26 protein-coding genes and 1 riboswitch are annotated in these 25,868 nt (G+C 64.1%); of the genes, 12 read left to right on the top strand and 14 right to left on the bottom strand.

Going from position 1 to position 25,868, the window contains the following annotated elements; all coding sequences use genetic code 11:
- The first annotated feature begins 87 nt into the window (after nt 1-87).
- The 5 genes from IPM16_23620 to IPM16_23640 all read left to right on the top strand — a co-directional run bounded on the left by IPM16_23620 (nt 88) and on the right by IPM16_23640 (nt 5,553).
- The gene (locus tag IPM16_23620) at nt 88-1,326 is read left to right on the top strand and encodes a mandelate racemase/muconate lactonizing enzyme family protein (protein ID MBK9126097.1); all 1,239 of its coding nucleotides are present in this window, start codon (nt 88-90) and stop codon (nt 1,324-1,326) included.
- The gene (locus IPM16_23625) at nt 1,323-2,300 is read left to right on the top strand and encodes a phosphoglycerate dehydrogenase (protein MBK9126098.1); all 978 of its coding nucleotides are present in this window, start codon (nt 1,323-1,325) and stop codon (nt 2,298-2,300) included. Before IPM16_23620 ends, IPM16_23625 begins: the two co-directional genes overlap by 4 nt.
- Nucleotides 2,301-2,304: 4 nt before the next feature.
- Nucleotides 2,305-3,294 carry a glycoside hydrolase family 88 protein gene (locus tag IPM16_23630; GenBank protein ID MBK9126099.1) on the top strand — a complete coding sequence of 330 codons (990 nt, stop codon included), beginning with the start codon at nt 2,305-2,307 and terminating at the stop codon, nt 3,292-3,294.
- Between the two features lie 97 nt (nt 3,295-3,391).
- Nucleotides 3,392-4,081: a response regulator transcription factor gene (locus IPM16_23635; protein MBK9126100.1), complete on the top strand. Its 690-nt coding sequence runs from the start codon at nt 3,392-3,394 to the stop codon at nt 4,079-4,081.
- A 14-nt stretch (nt 4,082-4,095) separates the two neighbouring features.
- Nucleotides 4,096-5,553, top strand: coding sequence for a HAMP domain-containing protein (locus IPM16_23640; protein ID MBK9126101.1), 1,458 nt, complete (start codon nt 4,096-4,098; stop codon nt 5,551-5,553).
- 16 nt (nt 5,554-5,569) lie between these two features.
- On the opposite strand, the gene IPM16_23645 is transcribed toward IPM16_23640, so the two are convergent.
- The 5 genes from IPM16_23645 to IPM16_23665 all read right to left on the bottom strand — a co-directional run bounded on the left by IPM16_23645 (nt 5,570) and on the right by IPM16_23665 (nt 9,558).
- Complete coding sequence (locus tag IPM16_23645; GenBank protein MBK9126102.1) at nt 5,570-6,271, bottom strand: ferric reductase-like transmembrane domain-containing protein; 702 nt, start codon at nt 6,269-6,271, stop codon at nt 5,570-5,572.
- 84 nt (nt 6,272-6,355) lie between these two features.
- Nucleotides 6,356-7,474, bottom strand: a complete 1,119-nt coding sequence (locus tag IPM16_23650) for an SH3 domain-containing protein (protein ID MBK9126103.1) — start codon at nt 7,472-7,474, stop codon at nt 6,356-6,358.
- On the bottom strand, nt 7,471-8,397 hold the full coding sequence (locus tag IPM16_23655; GenBank protein ID MBK9126104.1) for an FAD:protein FMN transferase: 927 nt from the start codon (nt 8,395-8,397) through the stop codon (nt 7,471-7,473). Before IPM16_23655 ends, IPM16_23650 begins: the two co-directional genes overlap by 4 nt.
- Nucleotides 8,394-8,828 carry a hypothetical protein gene (locus IPM16_23660; GenBank protein MBK9126105.1) on the bottom strand — a complete coding sequence of 145 codons (435 nt, stop codon included), beginning with the start codon at nt 8,826-8,828 and terminating at the stop codon, nt 8,394-8,396. Before IPM16_23660 ends, IPM16_23655 begins: the two co-directional genes overlap by 4 nt.
- Before the next feature lie 205 nt (nt 8,829-9,033).
- Nucleotides 9,034-9,558, bottom strand: a complete 525-nt coding sequence (locus tag IPM16_23665) for a ParB N-terminal domain-containing protein (protein ID MBK9126106.1) — start codon at nt 9,556-9,558, stop codon at nt 9,034-9,036.
- A gap of 341 nt (nt 9,559-9,899) precedes the next feature.
- Here IPM16_23665 and IPM16_23670 point away from each other — a divergent pair, with 341 nt between their 5' ends.
- On the top strand, nt 9,900-10,343 hold the full coding sequence (locus tag IPM16_23670; GenBank protein ID MBK9126107.1) for a hypothetical protein: 444 nt from the start codon (nt 9,900-9,902) through the stop codon (nt 10,341-10,343).
- An 81-nt stretch (nt 10,344-10,424) separates the two neighbouring features.
- On the opposite strand, the gene IPM16_23675 is transcribed toward IPM16_23670, so the two are convergent.
- The 5 genes from IPM16_23675 to IPM16_23695 all read right to left on the bottom strand — a co-directional run bounded on the left by IPM16_23675 (nt 10,425) and on the right by IPM16_23695 (nt 14,873).
- Nucleotides 10,425-10,958, bottom strand: a complete 534-nt coding sequence (locus IPM16_23675; GenBank protein ID MBK9126108.1) for a phosphoribosyltransferase — start codon at nt 10,956-10,958, stop codon at nt 10,425-10,427.
- A gap of 13 nt (nt 10,959-10,971) precedes the next feature.
- The gene (locus IPM16_23680; protein ID MBK9126109.1) at nt 10,972-11,817 is read right to left on the bottom strand and encodes a tetratricopeptide repeat protein; all 846 of its coding nucleotides are present in this window, start codon (nt 11,815-11,817) and stop codon (nt 10,972-10,974) included.
- A gap of 1 nt (nt 11,818) precedes the next feature.
- Nucleotides 11,819-12,625, bottom strand: a complete 807-nt coding sequence (locus IPM16_23685) for a D-2-hydroxyacid dehydrogenase (protein MBK9126110.1) — start codon at nt 12,623-12,625, stop codon at nt 11,819-11,821.
- Between the two features lie 277 nt (nt 12,626-12,902).
- Nucleotides 12,903-13,304, bottom strand: a complete 402-nt coding sequence (locus tag IPM16_23690; GenBank protein ID MBK9126111.1) for an NUDIX domain-containing protein — start codon at nt 13,302-13,304, stop codon at nt 12,903-12,905.
- Nucleotides 13,305-13,808: 504 nt separating this feature from the next.
- On the bottom strand, nt 13,809-14,873 hold the full coding sequence (locus tag IPM16_23695) for an NADH:flavin oxidoreductase/NADH oxidase (GenBank protein MBK9126112.1): 1,065 nt from the start codon (nt 14,871-14,873) through the stop codon (nt 13,809-13,811).
- Nucleotides 14,874-15,432: 559 nt separating this feature from the next.
- Between IPM16_23695 and IPM16_23700 the strand changes: the two genes are divergently transcribed.
- The 4 genes from IPM16_23700 (at nt 15,433) to IPM16_23715 (ending at nt 19,964) form a co-directional block, all read left to right on the top strand.
- Nucleotides 15,433-15,816, top strand: a complete 384-nt coding sequence (locus tag IPM16_23700; protein MBK9126113.1) for a pentapeptide repeat-containing protein — start codon at nt 15,433-15,435, stop codon at nt 15,814-15,816.
- A gap of 134 nt (nt 15,817-15,950) precedes the next feature.
- Nucleotides 15,951-17,093 carry a metallophosphoesterase gene (locus IPM16_23705; GenBank protein MBK9126114.1) on the top strand — a complete coding sequence of 381 codons (1,143 nt, stop codon included), beginning with the start codon at nt 15,951-15,953 and terminating at the stop codon, nt 17,091-17,093.
- Complete coding sequence (locus IPM16_23710) at nt 17,090-18,601, top strand: glycosyltransferase (protein MBK9126115.1); 1,512 nt, start codon at nt 17,090-17,092, stop codon at nt 18,599-18,601. Before IPM16_23705 ends, IPM16_23710 begins: the two co-directional genes overlap by 4 nt.
- Before the next feature lie 379 nt (nt 18,602-18,980).
- Nucleotides 18,981-19,964, top strand: a complete 984-nt coding sequence (locus IPM16_23715) for an IS110 family transposase (protein ID MBK9126116.1) — start codon at nt 18,981-18,983, stop codon at nt 19,962-19,964.
- A gap of 242 nt (nt 19,965-20,206) precedes the next feature.
- Here IPM16_23715 and IPM16_23720 read toward each other — a convergent pair whose 3' ends face one another.
- From IPM16_23720 to IPM16_23735, 4 genes are all read right to left on the bottom strand, one after another.
- The gene (locus tag IPM16_23720; GenBank protein ID MBK9126117.1) at nt 20,207-21,331 is read right to left on the bottom strand and encodes a trypsin-like peptidase domain-containing protein; all 1,125 of its coding nucleotides are present in this window, start codon (nt 21,329-21,331) and stop codon (nt 20,207-20,209) included.
- Between the two features lie 157 nt (nt 21,332-21,488).
- Complete coding sequence (locus IPM16_23725; GenBank protein ID MBK9126118.1) at nt 21,489-22,613, bottom strand: 1-acyl-sn-glycerol-3-phosphate acyltransferase; 1,125 nt, start codon at nt 22,611-22,613, stop codon at nt 21,489-21,491.
- Between the two features lie 14 nt (nt 22,614-22,627).
- Nucleotides 22,628-23,332, bottom strand: a complete 705-nt coding sequence (locus IPM16_23730; GenBank protein MBK9126119.1) for a hypothetical protein — start codon at nt 23,330-23,332, stop codon at nt 22,628-22,630.
- A 109-nt stretch (nt 23,333-23,441) separates the two neighbouring features.
- Nucleotides 23,442-24,059, bottom strand: coding sequence for a hypothetical protein (locus tag IPM16_23735; protein ID MBK9126120.1), 618 nt, complete (start codon nt 24,057-24,059; stop codon nt 23,442-23,444).
- 254 nt (nt 24,060-24,313) lie between these two features.
- Here IPM16_23735 and IPM16_23740 point away from each other — a divergent pair, with 254 nt between their 5' ends.
- Together IPM16_23740 and IPM16_23745 are read left to right on the top strand one after the other, a co-directional pair.
- Complete coding sequence (locus IPM16_23740) at nt 24,314-25,036, top strand: hypothetical protein (GenBank protein ID MBK9126121.1); 723 nt, start codon at nt 24,314-24,316, stop codon at nt 25,034-25,036.
- A gap of 16 nt (nt 25,037-25,052) precedes the next feature.
- Nucleotides 25,053-25,628, top strand: a complete 576-nt coding sequence (locus IPM16_23745; protein MBK9126122.1) for a hypothetical protein — start codon at nt 25,053-25,055, stop codon at nt 25,626-25,628.
- Between the two features lie 77 nt (nt 25,629-25,705).
- A riboswitch (SAM riboswitch) is annotated at nt 25,706-25,810 on the top strand.
- The last annotated feature ends 58 nt before the right edge of the window (nt 25,811-25,868 follow it).

Below are 25,868 nucleotides of genomic sequence, written 5' to 3' on the forward strand. Positions count from 1 at the left end.
AACGCAGAGGCGCGCGCCGGCTGGCGAAACCCCTCTCCATGAGGGAGAGGGGCAGGGGGTGAGGGTTAGAAAAGCGAGGGAAACACTATGAAGATCGCCACTATTGAAACCTTTGTCGTGCGCATCCCGTTTGACGACGGACGGCCAATCTTGACGGCGGGCCAATCGCACGCCGCGCCGGATGTACCGGCCATGCTGCCGGCGGGGCATCCCGGCAGCGCACGCACCGAGTATCCTCCAACGTGGCGGCTGAAGGCGGTCTACACCGATTTCGTCGAGGCCGTGATCGTCCGCATCGAAACCGACGGCGGGCTGGTAGGCTGGGGCGAGATGCACACGCCGGTTGCCGGCGAGGTCGCCAAAGCCGCCGCAGACGACCTGCTCGCGCCGCTTCTGCTTGGCCGCGACCCGCGCCAGATCGGGCCGTTGTGGGACGCGATGTACGCCAGTATGCGCATCCGCGGGCATTTCACCGGCTTCCTGATGGAGGCGATAAGCGGCATCGACATGGCGCTGTGGGATATTCTCGGCAAGGCTGCAAATGTTCCGGCCTGCAAGCTGATGGGCGGACAGGTGCGCGACCGCGTGCCGCTGTATGCCTCGTGCCTGCCGTCGGTCAGCGTGTCTGCCGGGGAGGCGGGCATCGCCGACGTCGTCGCGGCGGCCCGTACGTTGGTCGCGCGCGGATTCACGACGCTCAAGGTCAAGGTTGGCGTGCGGCTTGACATCGACCGCGCGCTGATCGGAGCGCTGCGGTCGCGGCTCGGCCCGCGCGTTGGAATCGCGGCGTATGCGGGCGGCGCGTACGATTTTCCCTATGCGCGGCAGGCTGGCCGGATGCTTGAGGACTTCGACGTGCTGTGGCTGGAAGAGCCGCTTGCGCCGGAACTGCGCCGCGATTACGCCCGTCTGACCCGTGCCCTCGACATTGCGATCGCGGGCGGCGGCGCACTGGCCGGACGCTGGGCGTTCAACGACTATCTGGCCGATGGCGCATTCGACCTGATCAAGCCGGATGTCGGCCGTGCCGGTGGATTGAGCGAGTGCCGCAAGATCGGCATGTTGGCCGATACCTACGGCCTGCCAATCGCGCCGCATATCAGCCGCGGCACGGCGATCTATATGGCCGCCAGCATTCAGTGGGCCGCCGCCGCGCCCAATCTGATGATCTGCGAATGGCCGATGGATCAAACCCCTGCAGGCGACGGCATACTCGCGACACCATTCGACGTGTCCGGCGGGTTCGTCACGGTGCCGAGCCTTCCCGGCTTGGGCGTGGACGTTGACGAAAGCGCGCTGCGCCGCTGGCAGTCCGCGCCGGTATGAACATCACACAGGTCGCCGTAACGCCGCCGATGCTGGCGGATTATCCCGAGTCGTTCGCACCGCTCCGCGACCGGGGTATTGTCGTGCGCGTTAATGACGGGCATTACCCGATGGACGTGCTCGCCCTCGCTCAATTCGTCGGGACAGCGGAAGCCGCGATCATCGGCCTGGACGACATTTCGTCAGCGTTCTTTGACGCGTGTCCGGCCCTGCGCATCGTCGCGCGCAACGGCGTCGGTATGGACAACGTCGATCTCTCCGCCGCGAATAGACGCGGCATCCTCGTCACCGCCCCGCTGGGCGCCAACAGCACGTCGGTCGCCGAGCTTGCGATCGGCTTAACGATCGCGCTCGCACGGCATGTCGTGCCGACTCACAACCGCGTTCAGCGCGGGGAGTGGCGGCGCACGCAGGGCATGCAGTTGTCCGGCAAGACGTTCGGCATCATCGGGCTGGGGCGCATCGGCAAGAAGGTGGCCGTGCGTGCGCAAGCGTTCGGCATGCGTGTGATCGCCAACGACATCGCGCCCGACATCGACTTCGCTGCCCGGCACGGCATCGAAATGACGACGTTCGGCCGTGTGCTGGAAGACTCGGACGTGGTCAGCCTGCACGTGCCGCTGACCGATCTCACTCTTAACATGATCGACCGGGCGGCGCTGGCGCGCATGAGACCCGGCGCGCTTCTGATCAACACCGCCCGCGGACCGGTCGTCGACAGCGCGGCGCTGGCCGAAGCGATCCGGACAGGCCGAATCGCAGGCGCTGCGCTCGATGTCCACACTGTGGAAGGGCAAATCGACGCCGTGCTGGCGGGTTTGGAGAATGTCCTCACGACGACCCATCTGGGCGCATACACCCGCGAGTCGCTGATCGCCACGACCGACATGGCGGTCGACAGCATCGTCCAAATCCTTGACGGCGCTGCACCCGTGGGGCTGATGAATCCGGCCTGTTGGCCGCCCCGGGAGTAAGCCGATGACCGATATGCAGCCGTTGATCCACGACATCGCGCGGGCCACGATGGCCCACCCGTTCAAGATGTGGGGCTTTGGCGAGGGCATCGCGCTCGAAGCGCTGTGGCTCGCTGATGCGCACGCGCCGGAACTGGGCTGCCGGCGTTTCGTGCTTGACCTTTACGAGACATGGCTGGCGCGGCCGATCGAGGAACGCGACCATTCCGCGTCCGGCACGCTGCTGCTCGACCTCTATCAGCATACCGGCGATGAGCGTTTCCTAGCGCGCGCGCTCGAACTGGCCGAATACATGCGTGGGCTTCCGACCACCGCGCACGGGGCCGCCCTGCACCGCCCGCAGCACGCGGACTATCACGACTTTCTGTACGTGGACTGCATGGAGGTCGATGCGCCGTTCCTGTGTCACTTGGGCGCAGTCACCGGCGATGCGGCGTGGACGGATGCCGGTGCGGCGCAAATCCGCGCGTACTGTGCACTGCTGCAGGACAACGCCTCCGGCCTGTTCTATCACCAGTACGACGCGGAGACCGGCACGGTCAACGGCGCATTCTGGGGGCGCGGCAACGGCTGGGCGCTGTTGGGGCTGATCAAGACGCTCGGCGTGCTGCCCGACGCACATCCGGCCTTTCCCGAACTGGCGGCGCGCTTCCGGCGGCTTGCGAGCGCGCTCATTACGCGGCAGTTCCCGGCCGGCGGATGGCCGACCGTGCTTGACCGTCCGGATACGTATGAAGAGTCGTCGTTGGCGGCCATGTTCGGGCTGGGGCTGACGTGGGGAGTCGAGCGCAGGCTGATTGACGACGGCGTGCGGTCGATGGTCGATCGCGCGTGGACGCGCACGTTAGAGCGCCTCGCGGACGGCTTCCTCGACGGCGTGTCGGTCGCAACCCCGCCGGGCGACGCCGACCATTACGCGCAGATCGCTACCGGGCGCGGCTTCCCGTGGGGACAGGGGCCGGCGCTGTGGTTGGCGCTGGGCATGGCGCGCTAAGTGCCCGCCCGTTGGTGCGTTTGCTGCGCGTGGACTTAAATCTGCCTTAAATCGTGCGCGACGGGAGTAAAATGTGGGCAGAAGGACGCACATGCCTATGCCCCATATTCTACTTATCGATGACGAAACGAAGTTGACCGACCCGTTGCGCGGATCGTTCGAGCGCATGGGCTATACGGTGATCGTCGCTAACCACGGCACGGTCGGACTGGGCCTCGCGCTCGTCGCCAAGCCCGACGTGATCGTTTTGGACGTGATGATGCCCGGTCTGGATGGCTGGCAGGTTTGTCAGGCCATCCGCGAACACAGCGCCGTCCCCATTATCATGCTCACCGCATTGGACGACACCTCCGACCGCATCAGAGGCTTGGAACTTGGGGCGGACGACTACTTGGTGAAACCGTTCGGGTTCGGCGAGCTGGAAGCGCACGTACGCGCCATGCTGCGACGGGTCAAGCTCGATCGCGGCGATCACGGCCCGTCGTACCTGAATGCCGGCGACATCATCCTCGACCTCGATGCTCATACCGTCACCAAAGCCGGGGTGGAGCTGTCGCTGCGGCACAAGGAATTCGAGATTCTGTCGCTTCTGATGGCGAATCTCGGAAAGGTCGTCACTCGCGAGCGTCTGTTCGACGAGGTGTGGGGGACGGACTGGCTGGGCGACACCCGCACGCTGGATGTCCACGTCAGTTGGCTGCGCTCCAAGCTGGAAGCCGATCCGGCGAATCCTGTCTATCTGCAGACCGTGCGCGGCGTAGGCTACCGCTTTATGGACCCGGGCTAAGAGACAGCGTGTCGATGCTCAGACGCTTAACCATCCGCCAGCGCATCCTGACGACATTTATCGCGATTGTCATTGTGGGCACGGTCGTACCGCTCATCGTTGGCGGAAGCCTCATCCAACAGATGACGCTCGAGTTCCACCAGCATCACGTCGAGACCGACGCCCTATCTGTGGCTGTCACGTTTGTCGAGCCTTTGGAGCGCTACCTTGAGGGGGAAGGCACCACGGGCATGCAGCGTCTGCTGGTGGCCATTCAGCAAGAGATCGGGCATGACTACATCATCGTCGACCGGGTATTCAGTGTGGTCGGCTATACCGAGAACGCCGATGTCACCCCGAACCAGCGCCTCGTCACCCCGGAACTGCTCGGATCGCAGGCGAACCGGATCGGAGCCGATGTCCGTGCGGGTCCCAACGGCATGGACTGGCTGTACCTCGCCGTGCCGGTTCAATACGAACGGGAGACGATCGGCTATATCGTCGTTTCGGAGCCGATGGAGCCGGCCTATCAGGAGGTCCGCCAGCGGTGGTTGGAGCTGGTGACCGGGACGCTGCCGGTGATCGTAGCGGTGATCGCCGCCAGCCTGTGGATCTCCGGGACAATTTCGCGCCCGATTCAGCACCTGCGAGATTCCGCGCTCAAAATGGCGGGCGGCGCGTTCGACACCCGCATCGAGGGCGAATCGCAGGACGAGGTCGGTCAGCTTGCGCAAGCCTTTAACCACTTGGCCCATCAGGTCGAAAACCTGCTCAATGCCCAGCGCAGCTTCGTGAGCAATGCCGCGCACGAGCTGCGCACACCGCTGATGACGATTAAGCTTCGCATATCAGCGCTGGACGACGAAATGCTGTCAGCCGATGAACGCACAGCGTATCAAACGGAGATCCAGCAGGAGATCGACCACATGGCGGAGCTGGTGTCGTCACTGCTCGTGCTGGCGCGCATCGACGAAGGCCGCCACACCCAACAGGAACCGGCATCGGATCCGGTATCCGCACTCCACGACCTTGCCCGCAACTGGCGTATCGAAGCCGCGAAGCGCGGCTTGCGCCTTGAAAGCGAGATCGCGCCCAACCTCCCGGAACTGCCCATCAGCCAGAATGACCTGCGGCTTGTGCTCGATAATCTCCTCGACAACGCCGTGAAATACACGGCATCCGGCACAGTCCGCTTGCGGGCGATGCGCGAACCGTACGACGTGGTCATTCAAGTCGAGGATTCCGGTATCGGCTTCACGCCGGAGCAAGGCGAACACCTCTTCGATCGCTTTTTCCGGTCGGAGGATGTGCGCGGCAAACACCCGGGCAATGGGCTGGGTCTGTCCATTGTGAAGGCCGTGCTGGACCAGTACGGCGGTCGAATCGTAGCGCATAGTGCAGGGCCGGATCAGGGGACGGTCTTCACGCTACACATCCCCTTTGCCCGCAGCTCAGCCGGCGCAGTGAGTGTCCTGACGCCGGCACCAACGTGAGGCGAATCGTCCGGGACTAGCGTTCCGGCGCGGTCCGTGCGGCCCTGCCACGGGCGGCGGCAGGTGCGGGCTTGGCCTGATCCTTGCCCATCCGAATGCCGAGCAGCAGCACCACAACCACGACGCCGACGCCGACGAGCAGGCGAAACCCGAGCAGCTCGCCGTCCGTGCCGGCGAACAGGCCGTGGATCGAGACCAGCGCAAACGCAATATAGCTGGTGTAGTGCAGGCGTTTCCACGTGAGGTTGCCCAGCCGCTTCTTGAACGGGAAGCTCAGGCTGATGATCACGAGCAGCCAAAACGCGAGCGTCCCCAATCCCACGACTTCGGGGCGATAGGGGCCGGTGAACGGCACGAAGATGTCGGCGAGCGTGTACGTGAAGTAGTCGTCGAACATCAGCAGCAGCGCGTGCACCAGCCCAAGCAGCAAGGACAACCACGAGATCGTGCTGTGCAGCGTGAGCGATACAGGCCCCGGCGACCAGTTCTTCACGAATTGGCTGCTGAGGAACAGCCCCCATACCGTCGATGCAAGCAGCAGCACGTAAGCGACGATGCCGGAGGAGCGCACCAAGTGCCAAGCGAGCTTGGTGTCCTCCGTCAGCGTCATGTTGAACGTACCGCTGTAAATCATCCACAGCACCGATGCCGCGATGACGACCAAACTGGCCGCGATCAGCAGCACGTCGGTCAGTTTGGTCGATTTTGTCGTTTCCATCTACGTGTCCCTTCGTCGGTTCGATAGCCGTAAGCTGCCCGCGAGGCCCGCCCGGCGCACGGACGGGCCTCTGTTTCTCCGCAACTAATCGTCGTCGTCATCCTCGCGGTCGTCGTCGTCATGATCGTCGTCGTCATCGTCGTCGTCATCATCGTGGCGGGACGGCGGTGCGCTGTTCGCCGGAACGACGGAACCCTGTGGCGACGCCGATGTCGTGATGACGATGGGCGCGGGTTGGGCATTCCGCGTGGGAATGTTGAAGACGGTCAGGTTGTCGCACGTGCCCTCGGTCTTGATGTTGCTGCGCGCGATCCATGCCGACCCGTCGTCTGTCCCGATCACGACCCAACTGTCTGACGGATTGATGCCGCCGACCGCGAAGGTCTCGTCACGATAGCCGTAGCCGAGCACGCTGTAGCCGGTGCCGGGGCCGCTGCGCAGGTTCGACGAGCTGACCGTAATCGTTGCGTTGCACGGATTGGCCACCACGGCAGGACTCTCCGGCGCCTTCAGTACGGTGAACCCGCCCTCCTCGGCGCGGACGGCCCGCAAGCCGACGACTGCCCGGCTCGTCAGCGCACTGCTCAGCAGCGTGAACTGATAGCTGCCGGCGTCCAGCACGAGGTTCATGCCGTCGACATGGCCGTTGGCGGATTGAGCGACGACCATTCCGCTGCTGTCAATCACCTGAGTCGTTGAGCTGGTGCCGGGGAACGTCGCCGTGATAAGGCCGACCGTATCCGATGGGATGGCGACAGTCGCGGAACCGCCCGGACTGCTCGGGTCGATCGTGAGCGCGAGCTGCTGATTCAGGCCCAGTGCCGTGCTGTCGACCAGCATGGCCTGCCCGCTCATCGTCATGGACGGGAGCGACACGACCGTGACGTACGCCTCGGCGGTGCCGGGCAGGCGCTCGATCGTCAGGGTATGGGTACCGCTGTTCGGCGCGATGTTGAGTTCGAGGGCATGCAGGCGCGGGTCAGCGGCAAGGAATACAACCGCGTTGGATGAATCTTTGAGCGTGACGGCGACCATCGCCATGTTCAAGGAGACCGTGCCGGTGCTGTCGGGCGGCAGGGTAATCACGACGTCGACCGCGGGAGTCGCGTCGTTCAGCGTGATGATATTGGCGCCATCCTGCGCCATAGCAGGTGCGGCCACTGCGGCGAGCAGTGCGACGAGAACGAACAGCAGGCGTTTCATGACAGGGTCCTTTCAACGAACAGCAGGGTTATCGAATCGGTGGCGAGAACGGTACCATCGTGTTTCACCACCAACCCGGCGGCGTACCAGCGTTGATTGAGCCATTCGAGGCCGGGTTCGGCCCCGAGCAGCATGACGGCTTTGGTATATGCCTCGGCAGTCGGGGCGTGCGGGTGGACGACAGAGACGCTCAACACGTCGGATTGAGCCGGACGGCCGCTGCGCGGGTCGATGATGTGGTGCTGCTCGCGGCCGTCGGCCGTCCGCCAGCGGCGAAAGTCCACGCCGCTGGTGGCGATGGAGGTGTTCTTGAGGGCAAGCTGCCCGACACTGCCGTTGTTGAACGGGTCGCCGATGTCGACGGGCCATCCGGAAAGGCCGGCGGGCGCGCCGCGCGCCACCATATCTCCGCCGATGTTCACCAGCACGGGACCGTAGGCCGCCAGTTCGTCGGCGATCTTCGCCGCTGCCCAGCCTTTGGCGATGCCGCCCAGATCGATCGCGCTGCCGGCAGGAATGCGGACAAGCCGGCTCTGCGCCCGCAGTTCGATATCTTGCCAGCGCGCGGCCGGGCCTGACGGAACGGGGTTCGGGCTGTCAATCTGCTCGAACGACCGGTCGTAGCCAAGCGAACGGAGTGCCGGCAGAACCAACGGGTTGAACAGCCCATCCGTGATGAGCGCCGCGTGGCGTGCCGCACGGACCGTGTCGAACAGCGCCTCCGTGACCGCGCACCATTGGCCGGCGCACCGGTTCAAGCGCATCAACCCGCTGTCGGGCCGGAAGCGCGAGAGTTCCGACTCGAGCGCCTCGAACTGGCCGGGGACCGCGCGAAGCAAGGCGTCACCGTCCGCTGAGGTCGCCAGTTGAACCGTGACTTGACAGCCCATCGCGCGAAACGACGTGTAGTACACGGGAGTCATCGGGTCGACCGGCTTTGCTGAACGGCCGGGGCGGGTGCCACCGCGACTTGCTGCTGCGGCGCCGGCGCTTGCTGCTGGACGATGATGGGGGCTGGCGGGGCAAGCTGTGCCGGCACGGGCGGTTGAATGACGGCGGTCGTCGAGGACGAAGCGGCGGCCTGAGGCGCTTGAACCTGACCGGCCTGCCGCAAGATGATGATGCTTGGCGCGGCCCGCACAATCGAGAGTTGCGGTGCCGCTTGTAGGACTGCGGCCGTGTCAGCCGGAGTGTCAAGCACCTGAAGGGGGATATCCTGTGCGGGTGGCGTCGCTTGTAACTGGAGCGCGTCCAGCATCGCGATGTTTTGCGCGCCAACGACGGTCGCGATCGTCGTGCTGGTCACGAGCGCGGTGCGGACGAGGAGCTTTCGAGTGCGGTCGGTGTTAGCCATAGTCGGCGTCTCCGCTGGGTACGAGGTACGCTTTCTACGTTACGCCAGTCGGAGCGCCGATGATTAAACGCCCACTCAACTTAACCTTAAATCTCTGTAAACAGGGTTGAGTACCCCTCAAAAAAACAATCCCCTCGCCGTGGTGGTGAGGGGATGTTTATGAGACTGGAAGCTGAAAGGTCGATCTGTCCGTGGGCATCGTTGGTTACCGGTTAACCCCGCCGTGCGTGCTGATGCCGTAGTAGGCCAGATCGATCTCCTGCGTGGTGAGGTCGGGCCGATACTTGACCGGCGTCGGCAGTTCGATCACGTGTGCTTGGATCGTCTTGGCGCCCAACTCGTGCGCGACCGAGACGCGGTGGTTGCCGTCGATCACGAAGTAGATGTCGTCGACCTTGTAGACGTCGATCGGCGGCAAGCCTTCGGGGCTGATCGCCTGCGCGTAGACGCGGCTCCAACGTTCCTTCGTGCGATCGCGCATCGGCAGGAAGCGCTTCGAGAACTCCGTCGCGCGGCCGACGCTCCCAACGATCTGGTTCAGCGGGATGTCCTGAATGCCGCGGTCGTACTGGATGTTCAGACGCAGACGCGCCTGCACCTTGCCGAAGGTGAGCAGTTCGATCGGCTTGCGGCGGATGCGTGCCCACAGGTTCTGCAGCATCGCCCTTCGTTTGGCCTTGATGAAGGCCGTTTCTCCCTGTTGATAGGGACCCCAGTGATGGTCGTACATTAGGTTCTACCTCTGTTGATATGTGATGATTTCAGTCTAGGGCTTCAACGTTTAGAGATCGTTCAGAACACAACCTCGTCAACAGTATCTATGCCCTTCTACGTTCAGGATACGGTTTTGGTTTCATCTGTGGCCCACACCAATTGGGGGGATGATGAATATCGCGGAATTGCAGGCGGCTGCGGTACGGGATTCGTGCGTTTAGCCGACGATCTTTGCCGTGGGCGGACGGCAACTGCGCCGTTGTTCGGAGTCTGCTCATAGTTTTGTGGCACAGTGGTGTATTGGCATCCGTACCCCTGTGTGCGGGTTAGCCCCAATCTAACGAAGGAGCGAAACGCATGAACGTACAGACGCAAAACATCGTCGGCAGCGTACTGCCGGTCATCAACAGCGTTGTCGGCGGCGTGATGAAGTCCGGTGACAGCGGCGTGTGGGGCAAGGCGCGCGAGATTGTCGCCGTCAAGGAATTCCTTGAGAACGCACCCCAATACTACGGCGACAACGACGTGATCCGCGGCATTGTCGACAGCCTCGGCGAGTTCGACCTCAAGAAGATCGACCTTTCGACCATCACCGTCGAAGGCGCGCTGGGTCAGGTTGCGGGGCTGCGCGGTGTGTTGGACGGCCTCGGCCAGACCGGCAACGACATCAAGCAGTTCCTGTATGGATTGGCGGAGTTCGTGGCGAATGCGGCGGGCGGCGGCCTGATGGGCAGCGGCACCAAAGTCACCGCGGGCGAGGCCGGGTTCCTCAACAGCCTGAAGGCGACGCTCGGGCTGTAGCACCCCCGGCGACATCGACAGTAAACATCACGGGCGATCCATCGGGTCGCCCGTTCTTATATTACCCGGTTCCGGTGCAGGCTAGTTGACGTCCGGCTCAGGCTCGACGAACCCCAGCCCTTCGATCCCGCGGTCGATTTCCCACGGGAAGACGATATAGGCATCGGTCGTCGCGGCGTAGAAGTCCGGCTTGGATTTCGTGAACAGCGAACGGTACGGGTTGAAGTGCAGCACGCAGTTGAACGGAATTCCGCCCGAGCCTTCGACACGGCCGCGCACGGCGGTGCTGGTACGTCCACTGCCCCATACGTCGTCCACGATCAACGTGCGGCGGCCTTCGAGCAGCTCGGTGTCTGGAAACTGCAAGAAGGCGGGCCACGCCATCAGGCCGGCGCGCTCGGTGCCGGGAAAGTCCACGGCGGCAATCAGTGTGTGGCGCACGCGCAGGGCCTCGGCCAACAGGCCACCGGGGATGATCCCGCCGCGGGTGATCAGCAGCATGGCGTCGAACGGGCCAGCCATCTGCAACTGCGGCAGCAGGTAGTCGATCAACTTGTCGACATCCGGCCACGTCAGCACTTCGGTACGCATCGGCCCGCGCGGGCTTGCGCTCATGGTGGTTGCTCTCTCACACGTCGTCCGGCCAAAACTTGGCGCGCATTATAGCGCGTTCATCAGGTCTTGGAAATCGGCGTCGTGGGCGATGGTACGCCACAGAAGATCGCGCACAGGTTCGCTGGCGGCGTGCAGCGCGGCGCGCACCTTCGCCAATCCGTCGGCCACGCTGCCGCGCTTGACCAGCGACCAGCCGAGGAAAAAGCCGGCCGCAGGCTCGCTGGGGATGAGCGTGGCGGCGGTCGCGGCGTCGCGTGCGACCTCGTCGGGCAGGTAGCGGCGCATGTTGACGCCCGCGCGCGCCAGCACGATCCGCGCCCGGAACGGTCGTGTCCAATCGGCTTCGGGCAGGCTTACCAGCGCCATCGTGTACAGGTCGTCGGCCTCCGCCAGCAGATCGTCGGCGCCGGGCGCGTCGGCGAACGCGGCGGTGAGGTCGGCAGCGTATTCGAGCATGCGCCAGTCGTCGGGCAAGCCGCGAACCGCCCGTTGGGCTTTCGGCAGGTCGCCGGCTTTGAACGCCGCTTCCCATGAAGCGCTGGCGCAAACGGGCGTGGCCGGGCCACTGTTCGACGGCGCGTTCGAGATGATCCAGCGCGGCATCGGGGACGTCGAGGCGTTCATACACGAGCGCGACGAGCAGGGCATCGTCGGCGGTCGGATCGGGCAAGGTGTCGAAGTCGGCCAGCGCGGCCTTCAGCGACTGTGGCGTGCTGCGTGCGGTGAGCGTTTCGGCCCGCAGGCGGCGCGCCGCGATGTCGTCCGGATCGGCGGCGAGCGCCGTATTCAGGACTGTCAGCGCCGCGTCGAAGTCGCCGTCGTGCAACAGCGCCGCGGCGGTATCGACTGCATCGCTCACGCTAGTACCCCCGTGTACGGTCGAGGACGTTGAGCAGCGGCTTGCGCTCGACGTAGCGGCGCAGGTTCTCGGCGAACACCTTGCCGGCGGCCTCGGCGTAGTCGGGAAATCCGCCCGACACATGCGGGCTGACGATGACGTTCGACAGCGTCCACAGCGGGCTGTCGGCGGGGAGCGGTTCGGCGGCGAACACGTCGAGCGCGGCGCCGGCGATGTCGCCGTTTTGCAGTGCCGCGATCAACGCCGGTTCGTCAACGATGCTGCCGCGCGCGATATTGATGAAGTGGGCCGTCGGCTTCATGGCGTCGAACACGCGCGCGTCGATAGTGTGGCGCGTGGCGTCGGTCAACGGCACGGTGACGACGAGGAAGTCGCACTCGCGCGCCATCGTCGCCACGGCCTGCCCCGGGTAAAGGCGTGCGGGGATCTCGCCCGTCGGGTCGCCAGTTCCCACGTGCAGCGTGAACACGTCGCCTACTTCCGGCTTCATGGCGTCGCGCTTGGCGGCCAGCACGGTCATACCCAGCGCGGCGCACAGGCGCGCCAGCTCGCGGCCAATGCTGCCATAGCCGATGATTCCGACCGTTTGCCCGCGCAGCGGCGGCGGACGAAAGAGGTCTTCGTCACGGCCCCACTTCTTCTCGCGCTTGAGGTCGAGCATGGCCGGAATCTTCTGGTTCAGCGCCAGCATCATGCCGAGGCAGAATTCGGCGATGGCGGTGGCGTGGATGCCGCTTGCCGATGTCAGCGTAATATCGTTGAGCTGCGCGACCGGGCGGCGCAGCGGGCCGTCGAACCCGGCGGACATGGTTTGAATCCAACGCAGGCGCGGGGCTTGCTCGGGGCCGGATACACCGTGCCGGCAAACAACACCTCGGCATCCCCCAGACCGAATTCGGCACCTCATCCTTATAGCGGTCGATGCGGTAACCGGGTGCGGTAGCGCGGTACTGCTCCATCAGCGCATCGCTCACCGGAGCGGTCACGACGATGCGCGGCGGTTTGCTTTCAGCATCGGGCATGGTCAACATTCCTCTCGTACGTAATGCGGCTTGCTCGCGTCTGTCAGGCTTCGGGCGATGAGATCAGGCAGGTTCGGGCTGACGAGGTTGACCCTCGGCAGCGTGTCGAGCGGCACCCACTCCACGCCGACCTGATACGGGTCGGGCTTGCGCGGCAGGCGCGGCTCGCTGCCCGGTTGCAGCAGTCCCTCGAAGACGAGGTTGAGCTTGTGGCGCTTGCCATAGGCATTGCGGCAGCGTACCGGGCTCGTATTCGCGCACCAGCATCAGCCGGCCGATGTCTATTCTAGCATCGGCTTCCTCGTAGACCTCGCGGATGCACGCTTCCTCGGCCGTCTCGCCCGGATCGGCGCCGCCCCCCGGCAGGTTGTAATGCGGGCCGGTATTGTCATCGAACTTGACCAGTAGGATATGGCCGCCGCGGATGATCACGGCGCTGGCACTGACACGGATGTGCGGTGGCATGTCGCTCCTTGTCGGGTGCGCGGTGCGGCTAAGCAAGAAGTTGAAAGTGCTGAGTGCTGAGTGATGAGAAACTGCAAAAGTTCATCGCTCACCGAGCGCTATACGGCTCGATTACAAGCCTTACGACATTCGGCCAGCGACTAGTACGTTACCCGACGCTCGGCCGGTTCGCCAATGGGCAAGGAAGAAGGTGATGAGTTGCAAGTGATGAGTGATGAGATATAGGGACGGGTTAGCGCGTCTCGTGCGTAGGGACACGGCACTGCCGTGGGGCGCTCTTCGGTAAACCCTCACCCCTGACCCCTCTCCCTCAGGGAGAGGGGAAAACGGCATGCATGCTCGGCGCACGCCCCTCACCCCCTAAATCCCCCTCTCCCGACCTTCGGTGCTCCAGTTAGTCGTCAAGGGGCGAGGGGGACTTCTCCCCGACGCACGGATTTCTCTCCCTCTCCACCGGGCCGGGGGGTGAGGTTCCTTGGGGCCGGGGGGTGAGGCCGGCTTCACCTATGCATAGGCCCGCAGATATTGTTTTGGCGGGGCGGCCTTGTGCCCCAAGGCTTGCGCGGCGTGCAGTGCCCAATGCGGATCGCGCAGCACGGCACGCGCCAACAGGGTCAGGTCGGCGCGGCCTTCGGCGATGATCGCGTCGGCCTGTTCGGGCGTGGTAATCATGCCGACGGCGGCGCTGCGGATACCGGCGTGCTGCTTGACGGCCTCGGCCAAATGCACTTGATAGCCGGGGGCGGTCGGAATCTGTACGCCGGGGATCACGCCGCCGGACGAGCAGTCGACCAGATCGACGCCGTGCTGCGCGAGGATGCGCGCCAGCTCAACGCTGTCTTCGCCGGTCCATCCGCCGTCGACCCAATCGGTCGCGGACAGGCGCACGAACAGCGGACGGTCGTCCGGCCACGCCGCGCGCACGGCGTCGACGACCTCGATCAGGAAGCGCGTGCGCCCCGCGAACGATCCGCCGTAGTCGTCGGTGCGGGTGTTGCTCAACGGCGAAAGGAAGCTGTGCAGCAGATAGCCGTGCGCGGCGTGGATTTCGACCACATCCATGCCAGCGGCGAGCGCCCGCTTGGCAGCGGCGGCGAACGCCTGCACGAGGTCTGCGATCTCGTCGGCGGTCAGGGCATGCGGCACGAGCGACTGCGGGCTGAACGGCGTGTCGGTCGGGCCGACGACCGGCCAGCCGCCCTGCTCCGGCGTGAGCGACCCGCCGCCGTTCCACGGCAGTCCGCTCGACGCCTTGCGGCCGGCATGGGCGAGCTGGATGCCCGCGGCGGCGCCGTGGCTGTGGATGAAGTCGGTGATGCGCTTGAGCGGCGCGATGTGCATGTCGTCGTACAGGCCGAGGCACCCGGGCGAGATGCGCCCGCGCGCTTCGACGCCGCTGGCTTCGGCAAACACCAGCCCCGCGCCGCCCATCGCGAACGAGCCGAGATGCGCCAGATGCCAGTCGTTGGCGATGCCGTCGTTGGCGCTGTATTGACACATCGGCGAGACGCCGATTCGGTTCTTGAGGGTCAGGCCGCGCAGGGTCAGCGGATCGAACAGGTTCGGCATTGTGGTGGGTTCCTCTTTGTACGTTGGACCGGGCGTGATGCGTTTGGCGCGTCATGCCCCTGATGACTCGAGTACGAGACATCATACATAGGTCGCGCCGGATTGTGCTATTGGTCATGTGACACTGCGAACGACTCGCTGTACGCTGAAACTGAGCGAGCAATGCTGCAAATAGGGTTTGGGTGCCGTGGGAACAATCGTGGAACTTGCCTTCAAGATCTACTTCGCCCTACTCGCATTCCTGGTTGCTGCGATACCGATGGGAAAGAATCCGCTGCAGGCTGCTTTCACTCACCTTGCGGCACTGGCGCTGCTACTCAGCGGTCCGGGTTTCGCAGCGCTGGCAGTTTACGCGGCTTCGATGGGAGATTGGGGTGACGCAGCCCTGTTCTTCATCCTATCGCTGCTGTCGGTCGGGGTGCTGATCGCCATTTCGGTGTTCGTCCTGCGGGGAAGTGGCAAGACTGCCGACCTCAAAAGCAAGCCCAAGGACAATGCCGAAGCAAAGTCGCGCGTGGTGCAGCTCCGCGCGCAAGACGCGCTGAGCGGCGACGAGGGCATGCTCATCGGTGCAAACTGGGACGGTGCCGATCTGCATGACGTCAACTTCTCAAAGGCCAACCTGCGTCAAATTCATCTCGAATCAGCGAACTTGAGCGGCGCGAATCTGCGAGGATCGAATCTACGCAGCGCGATCGCGGACAACGCCATCTTTGCCGGGGCGAATCTGAGCGGGGCCAACCTCATGTATGCCCGTCTCGTGGGCGCGAACCTGACCAAAGCGCGCCTGACCGGCACCGACCTGACGGCGGCCGACTTGACCGGGGCGCTGCTGTCCGGGGCGAATCTGCTCGGCGCCAAGCTGGACGAATTCACAACGCTGCCGGACGGAACCCGCTGGACCCCGACCACGAACCTCACGACCTTCGTTACGCGGCGCTAGGTCCTTGGTCTGCGGTACCCAAACGGGCTGAATCTCGTCCACTTCACCTACACAGATTCAGCCACTCTGCACGAGGGCCGTAGGGCACGCGGCACTATACAGCCCGCCAAAAACAGGCGTAGACTCTACTGAATATGGCCCCGATTTCGTCAAGCGATGACCCGCGCATCGGCGTTGCGACGCACCGTGTTCTGGCGTTCACCGACCGATTGCAGCGGCTGCCACGACTGGCAGTCGCGGCGCTGTTGGCTGCCTGTGCGCTGCCGGCGTTTTGGGCCGCAGGGTCGGGGCTTGGCGCGCTGACTCTGATCGCCGCGGCCGCCAACTGGGCGGCGCTGATCGGCCTGCGGGTCACGGATCGCAGCCGCGGGCCGGATGCCGCGTCGGCGCTCGGGCTGGGGATCGTGCTCTCGCTTGGCGTCACACTGGCCGGCCTACTCGGCGCGGTGTGGCTGGGTGTGCTGTGGCTGATCGCGATCACCGGCGTGGCGGTGTACAGCACGTGGGTCGAGCCGTTCCGGTTGACGGTTACGCACGAACGCAAGCGCATCGACGGGTGGAAGCCCGCGCCGCCGCTGCGCGTGCTGCATCTCGGCGACCTGCACGCGGAACATTTCGGCCCGCGCGAACGTATCTTACAGCAGCAGATCGCGGCGCTTCGGCCGGACGTGATCGTGTTCAGCGGCGACTTCATCAACCTGTCGTACGTCGGCGATCCGCAGGTCGAGGCTGACGTTCGCCGGATCGTGGCGGGCTGGCAGGCGCCGTTGGGCGTGTATGCGGTGTCCGGCACCTCGCCGGAGATCGATCAGCCGTCCGATCCCGCACGCTACTTCGACGGGCATCCGTGCGGGGAAAGCGTGGTCGGGCGTTGGGCGACGATCCACACGCCCGGCGGTCCGCTGCACATCGGCGGGGTGGAGACGTACCACGCGCTCAAGCGCGACCGCGCGGCGTTGGCAGACCTGCTCGCGTCGCGGCCGGAAGGCGGGGCGGCACTGCTGCTCAGCCATTCGCCAGATCTCGCGCCGGAGGCGATCGACGCCGGGATCGACCTGATGTTGAGCGGGCATACGCACGGCGGGCAGTTGTGCTTGCCCGGAGGGGTCGCGCTGCTGACCGGAAGCCATCTTGGCCGACGGTTTGTGCGCGGGCGCGTCGATGTGGGCCGCACGACGGTCTACACGACGCGCGGGATTGGTTTGGAAGGACTGGGTGCGCCGCGCGCGCGCCTGTTTTGTGCGCCGGAAATCACACTGTGGGAGGTGGGTGCATGATCGGCATTCGCATACTGCAAGTGACATTTATGGCCGGGACGTTGTTTCTGGCCTTGTTTACCTTATCGCAAGCCTATTTGCTGGCCCGCTGGCTGCTGGTGTGGCTGCGCGGACGTCATACGCTGCCCGATCCGCCGAAACCGGCTAAGTGGCCGCGTGTGCTGGTGCAGCTCCCGATCTACAACGAAGGCGCGGTCGTGCGGCAGTTGTTGGCCGCAGCGGCCGCGCTTGATTACCCGCGCAATCGGATGACCATTCAGGTACTGGACGACAGCACCGACGACACCGCAGACCGCGCCGCCGCGCTGTGCGCGTACTACCGCCGCGCCGGGATCGACATGCAGCACATCCGCCGGGAATCGCGCGCAGGGTTCAAGGCGGGCGCGCTGGCGTACGGGCTATCGCTGCGGCCGGACGTCCCATTCGCGGCGGTGTTCGACGCCGACTTTATCCCGCCGCGGAACTTCTTGCGCCGCACGATTCCGCACCTGCTGGCCGAACAGCGCGCCGCGTTCGTGCAGACGCGTTGGGATCACCTCAACCCGAGGCAGAACTGGCTGACGCGCGCGCAGCAATTGGCGTTCGATTCATACTATCTGATCGAGCAGACGGCGCGCTCGCGCACGGGGCTGTTGATGACGTTCAACGGCACCGGCGGCGTTTGGCGCACGGCAGCGATCACCGACGCGGGCGGGTGGAGCGCCGAGACGCTGACCGAGGATTTCGACCTCAGCTACCGCGCGCAGATTCGCGGGTGGCGCGCGGTATTCCTGCCGGACGTATCGGTCCCGGGCGAGATTCCGCCGGCGGCCGAAGCCTACAAGCGCCAACAGATGCGCTGGGCGACCGGCAGCGATCAAACGTTCCTCAAGATGATCGGGCCGGTGTGGCGGTCAAAGCTGTCGTTGATCCAGAAGCTGATGGCGACGACGCACCTGATGCAGTACCTGCCGCATCCGGTCATGCTGCTCCTGCTGCTGCTGGCCCCGCTGATGATCGCCACTAGCGCGTATCGCGGCCTGCCGCTGGGGCCGCTGGCGGTGCTGTCGCTGGTCGGCCCGGTGATGACGCTCATCTCGCAGGTGCTGATCGGTGGCGCGTGGTTGTGGCGGACGGCGCATTACCCGCTGGTAATGGTGCTCGGCACGGGCATGATGTGGAACAACACGCGCGCGGTGTTTCGTGCCGTGCGCAGTTGGCGCGCCCGCCGCGAGCTGACGTTTGACCGCACGCCCAAGTTCGGCGCACAGCGTCCGCCGCGCTTGCCGGCCTCGGCGCATACGTTCGTCGAGTTAGCACTGGCGGGGTACGCACTGTTGGTGGCGTTCATGGCGTGGCGGTCGGTGCCGGCTGTGGCGCCGCTGTTCGGGCTGTATGCCGTGTCGCTCGGCCTGATGTCGACCTCGGCGCTGTGGTATGCGTGGCGTTGGCCGCGCAACCGCCCAATCCCGCGCGCCTCGGCCCGCGCCGTGGACGCCCGCCCCGCAACCGAGTCCCGGCGGCCGTAGGGGGAGTTGTCAGGCGTCAGTTGCCAGTTGTCAGAAGCGGTGAGATGTAGCCATCCGGCGGCGATCGAAGTCTCGGGATGGTTTGGCGATGAGGGCGCAGCATGCTGCGCCCCTACCGTTACCGTGTGTGTGATTGTAGGCGGCGGGCGACCGGATCGGTCGCCCCTTGTATCTTGAGATTGGGGTATGCTGGAAGCAGAGGATGCCCCGAGGCGCGTGGGAGCAGACCGGGTCGCCCCTGAGGCAGAAAGCCTGGAATGTAGATCGGTCACCCACGTGCAGCACGCCAACGTCGAACGGTATCTGAGGCCACGAGCCTGCATGCACAAGGGAGACGGCGCGCGTGCGTTCGGACGGGCCGAGTCGGTGAGGGAAGCGCATGGCCAGTTACCTGGGGATCGACGTGTCGAAGGATCAATTGGATGCGGTGCTGCTGCGGGAAGATGGCCAACGCGAGAGCGGCCGTTTCGACAACACGCGCAAGGGGTTTAACCAGCTGCGCCACTTTCTGAAGAAGCGGGGCAAAGGTATTGTCCACGTTGGACTGGAAGCGACCGGACATTACGGCGACGAGGTGGCGTTGTTTCTGCACGAAGCTGGCTACCTCGTCAGCGTCATCAATCCGGCGCAGATCAAGAGCTATGCCGACAGCCAGCTGCGGCGCACCAAGACGGATGCCAGCGACGCCGCGGTCATCGCCGACTTCTGCCGCACCCAGCAGCCCACACCTTGGCAACCGCCCGCGCCGGAAGTGCGCGAGCTACAAGCGCTGATGCGACACCGCGGTGCCTTATTGCAGATGCGTCAGCAGGAGAACAACCGGCTGGCCTCGGGTCAACACTCGGCCACGGTTCGCCACTCCATTCAAGAGCACGTGGCGTTCATTACCCAACAACTCGACGACCTCGACCGCCGCATTCGCCAGCATCTGGACCAGTATCCCGATCTGCGTCGCCAACGCGACCTGCTCACCTCGATCCCGGGCATTGGCGATGTGACTGCGGCACAGTTGCTGGCCGAACTGCCGTCCTGGGCGGCCAGTGCCTCCCCACGCCAGATTGCCGCTTACGCCGGACTGGCGCCGCGTCAACATATCTCGGGCAGTTCGGTGCGTCGGCCTTCCCGGTTGTCCAAGCGCGGGTCGACCCGTCTACGCCGGGCTCTCTACATGCCGGCCATCTCCGCTAAGCGCTACTTGCCCGCCCTGCATGCCTTCGCCCAGCGATTACTGGACGCAGGCAAGCCCACCATGGCCGTGATCGCCGCCGTCATGCGCAAATTACTGCTGTTGGCCCATGCCATCCTCAAGTCCGGCCGGCCCTTCGACCCCAACTATGCTCTTCACTTCACGCCGACCACTTGACATTTAAGACGGTATCTACATGCCATCTATTTGCGCTCTGTCTTCTCCCGGACAGGGTACACCCTTGCCCGACCGGACACGAGGAACGGATACCCCTGTCGCTGACGACCAACAAAAGCCCCTCGCCCTGAGGGAGAGGGGTTTGGGGTGAGGGTTTTCGTGCGGCGGGCGACCGGATCGGTCGCTCCAACGTGCCGCCCTTTCTGACAACTGACGACTGATGACGACCTACTGTGCGACGCCTACTGCGCCGGGCGGGGCTGCAGAGTTACCGGCACGTCGATGGTCTGGCCGTCGCGCAGGACATTGAGCGTCACCGTGTCGCCGGGGACGGTGTACTTGGCGAGGTACGAGATCAGCGTGTCGAACCCTTGCAGCGGCTCGCCCTCGATGCCGACGATGATGTCCGCGGTCGAGATGTCCTCGCGGTTGTTCTGCAGCAGGGTGGACGGGCGCAAGCCGGAAGCAGCAGCGGGGCCACCGCGGAACACGGTGGTCACCACCACGCCGCGCACATTGTTGGGCAGCCCGAGCGCCTCGGCGTCGGTCAGGCGCAGGTCGCGGCCCTGAATGCCGATGTAGCTGTAGTTGACCGTGCCGGTCTCGATCAGTTCGGTCGCCACGCGCAGGGTCAGGTTGCTCGGTACCGCAAAGCCGATGCCGCTGTTGCTGCGCGTCTCGCTGCTGATCTGCGAATTGACGCCGACCACTTCGCCGTTCAGGTTGAGCAGCGGACCTCCGCTGTTGCCGGGGTTGATCGGCGCGTCGGTCTGGATCACGCCGCCGATCTGGAACTGCGTGAAGCCGCTGATGGCGCGGTCGAGCGCGCTCACGATTCCGGCGGTCATGGTCCAGCGCTGGCCGAACGGGCTGCCGATCGCCAGCACCTGCTGGCCGGGCACAAGTTCATCGGACGAGCCGAAGGTGACCGGGATCAGCCGGTCGGCCGGGACGTCCGAGACCTTGATGACGGCCAAGTCGCTGTTGAGGTCGGTGCCGATGATTTCGGCGCGTGTGATGGTACCGTCGAGGAAGTTGACCTCGATGGCGGTCGCGCCGTCGACAACGTGGAAGTTGGTGACGATGTGGCCGTCTTTGTCGATGACGAAGCCTGAGCCGCTGCCGGCCGACGTGCGGCTGAGGACGTTGATCGCCACGACGGACGGGCTAACGCGGTTGTAGACGTCGGCGTAAATGCGTTCGACGTCGGAGAGCGGGACGCCCTGAGTGTTGACGTTCAACGGTGCGACTTGGGCGACGTCGGTGGCGGTGAGCGAGACAACCGAGGTGCCGAGCGCAAACCCGGCAACCAGCAGAATGAGGGCCATGAAGACCCCCGCGACCCGATTCAAGCGTGGTACGGACATGGATTAGATACTCCTACGGTTCAATGGTTCAGGACCCACCATCACCTTAGCAGCAATCTGTTAGATGGCGCTGAAAAGCTGTAAACACCGTGTAAACTCTGGCAAATAAGTGGGTGAAAAAAGCGGCTGCCCCGGCCACAATCGACCGGGACAGCCGCTACATCTCATGCATTTCGGCCGGCGCGTCCTCTTCAACCTCCTGGTTGGTGTCGACGCGGATGTAGCGCCGGATGGGTTTGAGCCTCAGCCGGGCTTCGGGGTAGTGTTCGGCCATCCACGCGGCTGCGGCGTGAAGCTGCTTGAGGCCGCGCATCATCGCTTCGCCGTCGCTGTGGCCGAAGCGATAGTGGAAGAAGTACTTGTTGCCGTCGAGGTAGGTGAGGATTGACTGCGTTGCTGCAACGACATCGGCGGGGGCAGACGCGCGCCGAGTGTTCAACAGCGGGCGCACAGGCAGGTTCAGGTTGCGCTTGAACACGTCCATCATCACGGGCCGATGGAAAAGCTTGCTCAGGCCGTGCTTGTCCACGATCTCCAACTCGTCGGGGATCGGCAGCGCGACGCCGTCGAGGCTGCTCAGCTCCATCTTGAAGTTGAACGTCTCGCTGACGTACGGCTGTTTGCGCACGCGCCGTTCGTCCTCGGGGATCAGTTCGGAGATGCGCTGCATGACGTAGTCGGCGCCTTCCTGCAGCACGTCCTTCCGGGCGCGGCCGGGGACGTCGGTACGGATCGGCGGAATAGGCTGGCCGATGTTCATCGTCATGCGCGGGCGCTCGAAGCGCAGCATCTTGGTCAGCGCGCCTTCGATGCCGCCGAACCCGATCGGGACGATCGGGGCGTTGGCCTTGCTCGACAGCCACGCGACGCCCTGCCGCGCCTGCCGGATGGTCGTCTCCCAAATGCCGCCCTCGGGGAACAGGCCGACGACGCCGCCCTGATCGAGCACGTCGAGCGCCATGTTCATGCCGTCGCGGTCCATGCTGCCCCGCTTGATCGGGATGAAGCCCCACAGGTCGGCCATCCACTTGTAACGCGGATCAAGCGGGATGTCGCCGGCGGCCATAACCTCCAGCGGATACGGGGTATAGGTCATCATCATGCCGACTTCGATGATGGCGATGTGGTTGCCGACCAGAATCAGCGGGCCTTTCGCCGGCAAATTCTCGCGGCCGATGACCTCCGGGCGGGCGGCAAGTGCGCCGACGGCCCGCCCGAACAGCCGAATCAGGCTGCGGACGAACACGCGGCGGGGGTAACGAAGACGACGATTCTGGGCCATAGGACGCAAAACCTCTAGGCGTTGGCTTTCAGCGCAATCGCGGAACCGTAAGCGACGCGGCGCTCCATGTCGGCGCCGGCTTTGACCGGCAGATCGACATAGAACCCGCCACACGGCATGACGTCCTCACCGTCGGACATCAGTTGATACACGTTGACGCGGACGCGCACTTTGCTCTTGCGCGAGGGCTTCACGGTGAACGTGTGATGAACCGGCACGACGGCCAGCGTCAGGACGGCATCTTGGGTGGTGTCGACCTGCGCGTTCACCGTCGAAATGCGGATGATCAGGTCGACCGGACTGGAAAGCGAAGAATCGCTGTCCAGCGCCGTTCCGACCACCACTTTGACCGGGGCTTCCGGCTCGACCGCCTCGGGCACGGACATCACGACCCGGCCGGTGATGCCAAACTCGTCGATGCTGTGGGTGCCGGTCGCGCGCACGCCGGTCGACTGCTCGTACTCGATCAGTTCGTCGGCGGCGCGGCGGCCCGTGTCGGTCAGCCGGTAGACGGCCTCGGCATCCATCTGTACATATTGAACGTAGCCCTGCGTCACCAGCCGGCGAATGGCCTTGCCGAATGCACGTTCGCTCAGCTCCAAGTCGTCCAAGAGGACACCGACCGGGGCGAGCATGTCGGGCTGACCGCGAAGATGGCGCAGGATATCCAGCGCCCCGGTCAGTGGTTCTAGCGTCTTGAGGTGATACGGCAGTTCCATGCGTTGTATTTGTTTGGGTTGCGCGATAACTACTCCGGTAAGTGTAACACCGAAACGGGGCAATTGGATGCGCGAGGTTTCAACCGACGACCCCGCGCATCCGGGCAGCCTACCGGATCGGCCGGTCGGCGCTGATGACGTCGTTGGAAACGAACGCGGCCTGCGGTTCTGGCTTGAATTTCTTGCCGTAATTGGTGGTATAGCGTCGGAATACCGCCGCCCATGCGACGATCAGCATGAGGACGATCTCGCCGATCCAATAGGCGTAGGCGACGCCGCCTTGCAGCGTGAGTCCCGTAGACGAGGACGACGAGCCCGTACGCGTGATCGAGAAGCCGGTCTCGGCCAACAGCGACATCATCGCGGGGAAGCCGCTGGTACCGTAGATTTCCTGCTCAAGCTGCGGCACGGCTTCGGCCGCCTCTTCCCGAGAGACGTTCCACTCGGTCTGCACCATCTGCGTCAGATCCTCGCGGTACTTCAGGAACGTTGCACCCCAGTACACGCCAACAGCGACGGCGCACCCGATCAGCGCGACGATCAACAGCGGGAAGGTGGGGATGCGCGCCGGAAGAGCCGGCCGTGTGACGGCGAGACCGACCAGCGCGCCCGTCGCCAGCGGCAAAACCAGAATCAGGTAGTAGCCGATCACGTCTGCGCCGAACGACAGGCCGCCCATGGCTGCCCCGACGATCACCGATAGGAGGAGGGAGAGAATGAGACGCATGAGTCACGGTCCTTTGGCATGAGTGTGAAAGTGATCCGCCGCCGGATGATCTGTGCGGCTGTTCTCAGGATATGAGAATTTCATGAGCTGTCAAATTGAGGCATGACAATGCACCCAACCGGGTCGTGACCACGCGCCTCTTGCCGCACTGGAACTCTCGAATTCAGTTGGCCCCACATGTACTAGTTGACAGTACCCCCCCCGGGAATATGATTCTTAGCAGGGAAGGTACATGATGTGCGGGGCAGGTGTTGATGATGCTGCGGACTCGTGTTATTTCATACAACTGCGTATTGCTGGTGGTGTTGCTGCTCGCATCTACTGCTTTTGGACAGGATTACAACAGCCCCTCAAGCGCGTCGGACGGATTCGTAAAGTCAGGTAAGGTTGTTGGTGTCGTTGGATACATCAAATACCCAGAAACCGGATCTGGCTTTCGCCACTACTTCACAGGTGTGCGCAAGGACTATGGATCGACGCAGTATAGGTACTTGACTGCTGGTATTGTAATGACGCTCGGGACGCAGGGCGGAAGCATCCCTGTATGGATTTTATCAGGAGATGACACAGGCAGTTTTCGCGAGCACCTTGTTCCAGCTATCCACACACCGCCTGTGCCGAACACCAAGATCAAGTTTGAGGTTGAATACCTTCCGAATTACGGCCTCTGGCAGATTACCTACGGGATACCGAACGTTCCGACCTTAACCAACACGGTAACGATCGAAGCTACCCAGTACGGTTTCCATGTGGCTGACCGAGTCTTTGGCGGCGCATGGGGACAAACTTCTGGCAAGAGCCATATCGGGCATGCACGTTTTCGCGACATGGAATGGTTCAAACTGAAGAGTGACTACACCATCGTGCTGAAGTCGTGGACGAAGCGCGACCCCGACACGCGCAACGCGCCTATAACCTGCATGGGTCTTACGGACGTCAACGATTTCGACTGCATGAAGGATATCCTTGCTCCATAACGAAGGGATGTAGACGATGCGTGGCAAACTCGCAAGTTACGTACTAGGATCAATGCTATTCCTCGGACTTGGAGTAACCACGCTGCTCACGCCGCCCCCGGCGGCCTCCAGCACGGTGACCCCCGAAACGACAACAGATCCGCGGGATCTGGATGACGCGGCACTCGCGCAGTTCATCGTGGATATCGCCGTTCAGCAGCGCGGGTTCGGCGGTACGATCGAGTCTCAGGCCGTCTATCGCATCACTTACGGGCAGTGGCAGACCATCCTCAACTCATTCGTCTACGGGGTCAATGTCTTGCCAAACACGACGCCTGTGGTCGTGCTCCAAGCCGAGGGCGAGTTCACCATCATGGGTATGGAAGGCATGCCGGGCGTCGTGCCGTGGCGATATGCAACGATCGGCGTTGTCTTGAGTCCAGCCGGTCCTATTGTGTCCGGAATGCAATTTGAGCCGGCAGGGATAACGACTCGCTTCATCATTGACCCTACGACGCCCGATCTCACCATATCGCGCTCGTTTACCCCAGTGCCGCCTGTTGCCACGCGCGTAGCCAGCGGTACGCTCGTCTACGACCCTTCCGCTGACTGAGCGGCCGGCCCCAACCGGGTCGTGACCACGCGCCTCTTGCCGCGTCGTGCGATTAGCCCTACAATGCAGTCAGACAGACCTCATCACGACGCAGGGGAGGCACACGGGCCCGCGATCCTGCCGCAACCGCCGGAGCGCCGGCACGGTGCGCCTTCCGTCCGCCGAACGCGGAAAGATGAGCCGACAGCCGAGTGAATGCACCGAATTGTCACGCTCCTTGCCGCACGCTCGGCGGGGCGT

This window comes from Candidatus Flexicrinis affinis, assembly GCA_016716525.1.
Lineage (GTDB): Bacteria > Chloroflexota > Anaerolineae > Aggregatilineales > Phototrophicaceae > Flexicrinis > Flexicrinis affinis.

Coding starts and splice junctions, on each gene's coding strand:
- IPM16_23650 (MBK9126103.1), bottom strand. CDS start 7,474: ATGAAACGCCTGCTGTTCGTTCTCGTCGCACTGCTCGCCGCAGTGGCC.
- IPM16_23730 (MBK9126119.1), bottom strand. CDS start 23,332: ATGGAACTGCCGTATCACCTCAAGACGCTAGAACCACTGACCGGGGCG.
- IPM16_23685 (MBK9126110.1), bottom strand. CDS start 12,625: ATGTCCGCCGGGTTCGACGGCCCGCTGCGCCGCCCGGTCGCGCAGCTC.
- IPM16_23740 (MBK9126121.1), top strand. CDS start 24,314: ATGATGCTGCGGACTCGTGTTATTTCATACAACTGCGTATTGCTGGTG.
- IPM16_23705 (MBK9126114.1), top strand. CDS start 15,951: ATGGCCCCGATTTCGTCAAGCGATGACCCGCGCATCGGCGTTGCGACG.
- IPM16_23640 (MBK9126101.1), top strand. CDS start 4,096: ATGCTCAGACGCTTAACCATCCGCCAGCGCATCCTGACGACATTTATC.
- IPM16_23745 (MBK9126122.1), top strand. CDS start 25,053: ATGCGTGGCAAACTCGCAAGTTACGTACTAGGATCAATGCTATTCCTC.
- IPM16_23635 (MBK9126100.1), top strand. CDS start 3,392: ATGCCCCATATTCTACTTATCGATGACGAAACGAAGTTGACCGACCCG.
- IPM16_23675 (MBK9126108.1), bottom strand. CDS start 10,958: ATGAGCGCAAGCCCGCGCGGGCCGATGCGTACCGAAGTGCTGACGTGG.
- IPM16_23710 (MBK9126115.1), top strand. CDS start 17,090: ATGATCGGCATTCGCATACTGCAAGTGACATTTATGGCCGGGACGTTG.
- IPM16_23660 (MBK9126105.1), bottom strand. CDS start 8,828: ATGGCTAACACCGACCGCACTCGAAAGCTCCTCGTCCGCACCGCGCTC.
- IPM16_23670 (MBK9126107.1), top strand. CDS start 9,900: ATGAACGTACAGACGCAAAACATCGTCGGCAGCGTACTGCCGGTCATC.
- IPM16_23665 (MBK9126106.1), bottom strand. CDS start 9,558: ATGTACGACCATCACTGGGGTCCCTATCAACAGGGAGAAACGGCCTTC.
- IPM16_23715 (MBK9126116.1), top strand. CDS start 18,981: ATGGCCAGTTACCTGGGGATCGACGTGTCGAAGGATCAATTGGATGCG.
- IPM16_23735 (MBK9126120.1), bottom strand. CDS start 24,059: ATGCGTCTCATTCTCTCCCTCCTCCTATCGGTGATCGTCGGGGCAGCC.
- IPM16_23655 (MBK9126104.1), bottom strand. CDS start 8,397: ATGACTCCCGTGTACTACACGTCGTTTCGCGCGATGGGCTGTCAAGTC.
- IPM16_23720 (MBK9126117.1), bottom strand. CDS start 21,331: ATGTCCGTACCACGCTTGAATCGGGTCGCGGGGGTCTTCATGGCCCTC.
- IPM16_23630 (MBK9126099.1), top strand. CDS start 2,305: ATGACCGATATGCAGCCGTTGATCCACGACATCGCGCGGGCCACGATG.
- IPM16_23725 (MBK9126118.1), bottom strand. CDS start 22,613: ATGGCCCAGAATCGTCGTCTTCGTTACCCCCGCCGCGTGTTCGTCCGC.
- IPM16_23690 (MBK9126111.1), bottom strand. CDS start 13,304: ATGCCACCGCACATCCGTGTCAGTGCCAGCGCCGTGATCATCCGCGGC.
- IPM16_23620 (MBK9126097.1), top strand. CDS start 88: ATGAAGATCGCCACTATTGAAACCTTTGTCGTGCGCATCCCGTTTGAC.
- IPM16_23695 (MBK9126112.1), bottom strand. CDS start 14,873: ATGCCGAACCTGTTCGATCCGCTGACCCTGCGCGGCCTGACCCTCAAG.
- IPM16_23645 (MBK9126102.1), bottom strand. CDS start 6,271: ATGGAAACGACAAAATCGACCAAACTGACCGACGTGCTGCTGATCGCG.
- IPM16_23700 (MBK9126113.1), top strand. CDS start 15,433: ATGCTCATCGGTGCAAACTGGGACGGTGCCGATCTGCATGACGTCAAC.
- IPM16_23625 (MBK9126098.1), top strand. CDS start 1,323: ATGAACATCACACAGGTCGCCGTAACGCCGCCGATGCTGGCGGATTAT.